Raw genomic sequence first — 2,008 nt, forward strand, 5'->3', positions numbered from 1 at the left:
ACTTTATCCATGAACGTAAATGTAACTTAAAAGTTACCATTTTCAAAATTTTAAAAAGTTGGTTATATGTGAATTAACTTTCACAATATGCGCTATAACGGGATTCAGCTTGGAGACGGCGGGCGTTCGGAGCCGTACTCTTCCAGCCTACTCCTAACTTCTTAAAGATACTAAACTTCAAATTTACTCTGAACCGCCCGCTGTATCCATGGTGATGTTATGGGCTTTTCTTCTTTCTATGTTCTGTTTATAAGATTTACGACTACATTGATCATCATTTCTTTTTCTTCAGGTTTACTTTCAGCAATTAACAAAGTCAAAGCGACCAATGCGTTTTCACTGATTCTTTTAGTACCATCTGGAAAATACAAACTTTTGTTCTTTTCCAAATACCAAATGAATAGCCACGCTGCAATTCTTTTGTTTCCATCTGAAAATGAATGGTTTTTCACAACAAAATATAAAAGGTGAGCAGCTTTTTCTTCTAAACTTCGATACAATTCTATGCCATCGAATGTTTGGTCGATAGCTGAAATTGAACCCTTAAAGGATTGGTCTTTTTCATTTCCAAAAAGACTTGAACCACCGAATCTTTTCTTTAATTCATCCACAGCATGTTTTGCTTCCTCGTAGGATATTCTAAAAGTTGCTTGGATTGGGGTTTGCGATAAACTTAATCTTTGATGGTCATAATCATCCAGAATATCCAAAGCAGTGGAGAATTCGGATAAAACTTCAAATATGCCCTTAGTCTGATCGTCTGAACCAAGACTTTGGATTGTTCTATTAACAAGTTTTATTGTTTTTTGAAGCTCCAGTAACCTCTTTTCGTTAATCGTATAGCCTTTTATCAAATGATCTTTAATGATCTTGCTGGCCCATATTCTAAAGGCTGTACCCTTTTTGGAATTAACCCGATAACCCACAGAAATAACCAGATCCAAATTATAGATTTTTATTTGTCTCTTTACTGCTCTTTCACCTTCCTGTTGAACTTGTGTAATTTTTGCACAAGTTGCCTCTTCATCCAATTCAGAGGTTTTGTAAATATTTCGGATATGCCTGACTATTGATGTCCTATCAGTTTCAAACAATTCAGAAATCTGATATTGATCCAACCAAAGGGTGTCATTTTCAAGAAGCACTTGAATAGTTGGTGCGTCTTTCCCCAACTGATAAATTACTATTTCACCTGTTTGCTTCATGAGCTAAACTTTGATTCCTGTTCTTCAAGATACTTAATTTTGGCTTTTTTGAGTTCTTGAATATCCTCATATTCCAAATTTAACCCTAGGTAGGTGGTAGAGAGATCAATTCGGTCATTAAAAAAAAGTAACCGCATCATTTTTCTTAGCTCAACTTTGTGGGAAGGCGTTTCCAATTGGAAAAAAACTTTCACTTTCTTGTCAGAAGCCATGAACTCAATGAAGTTATTCACTCCTTGAGAATAAGCTGGCCACCATAGTATCTTGCAATTGGGTAAGTATCAGACCACAACATTTCACCAACTACTGCAAAAACTCCAAATTTTACTTGATCTATTTAACTCCAAGAGTATAAATAATCATTAAATTCTATCGAATCTAAACTGATACTCACTTCACCTTCTAACTTTCCGAATTTCTTTTCATTTTCATGAGCACCCCAATAGCTTGCATAGAGATCAATCCCAATAATAAAAAAAGTAGGGTTCGAATTAAATAATCAAAGGATAAACTTAAACTTAGCTGACTAGCAATAAAAGCAATTGTTATAAGCAAAATAAAACCTCCATACATTAACCTAGATGAATTGACCCTCCAATCGATTCCTTTTGAGGGTATAAAAATTTTTGCTTTAAATGCAGGATGCTTCATTTGGTTCTCAGAATTGCCCATAACGTCCGGGGCTTGTGGGCGGCGGGCACTTACGGAGCCCTTTTCTTGCTCGCTTTCACAAACTTCCTTAAATGTACTAAAATAATATTTTATCCGTAAACTGCCTGCTGCACCCAAGCTTGGGTTACAGG

Annotated in this window: 1 protein-coding gene and 1 pseudogene; both read right to left on the reverse strand. The window is 35.7% G+C overall.

Annotated elements, in window-relative coordinates; all coding sequences use genetic code 11:
* Positions 1-236: 236 nt before the first annotated feature.
* Positions 237-1,205 carry a virulence protein RhuM/Fic/DOC family protein gene (gene rhuM / locus GCU44_RS22845; protein WP_154859700.1) on the reverse strand — a complete coding sequence of 323 codons (969 nt, stop codon included), beginning with the start codon at positions 1,203-1,205 and terminating at the stop codon, positions 237-239.
* Positions 1,206-1,607: 402 nt separating this feature from the next.
* Positions 1,608-2,008, reverse strand: a pseudogene (locus tag GCU44_RS23365) (hypothetical protein); the annotation flags it as partial.

This window comes from Cyclobacterium xiamenense (assembly GCF_009467825.1).
Taxonomy (GTDB): Bacteria; Bacteroidota; Bacteroidia; order Cytophagales; family Cyclobacteriaceae; genus Cyclobacterium; species Cyclobacterium xiamenense.

What these genes read in the sequence shown, in the direction of transcription:
- rhuM (WP_154859700.1), bottom strand. Translation starts at nt 1,205, where the DNA reads ATGAAGCAAACAGGTGAAATAGTAATTTATCAGTTGGGGAAAGACGCA.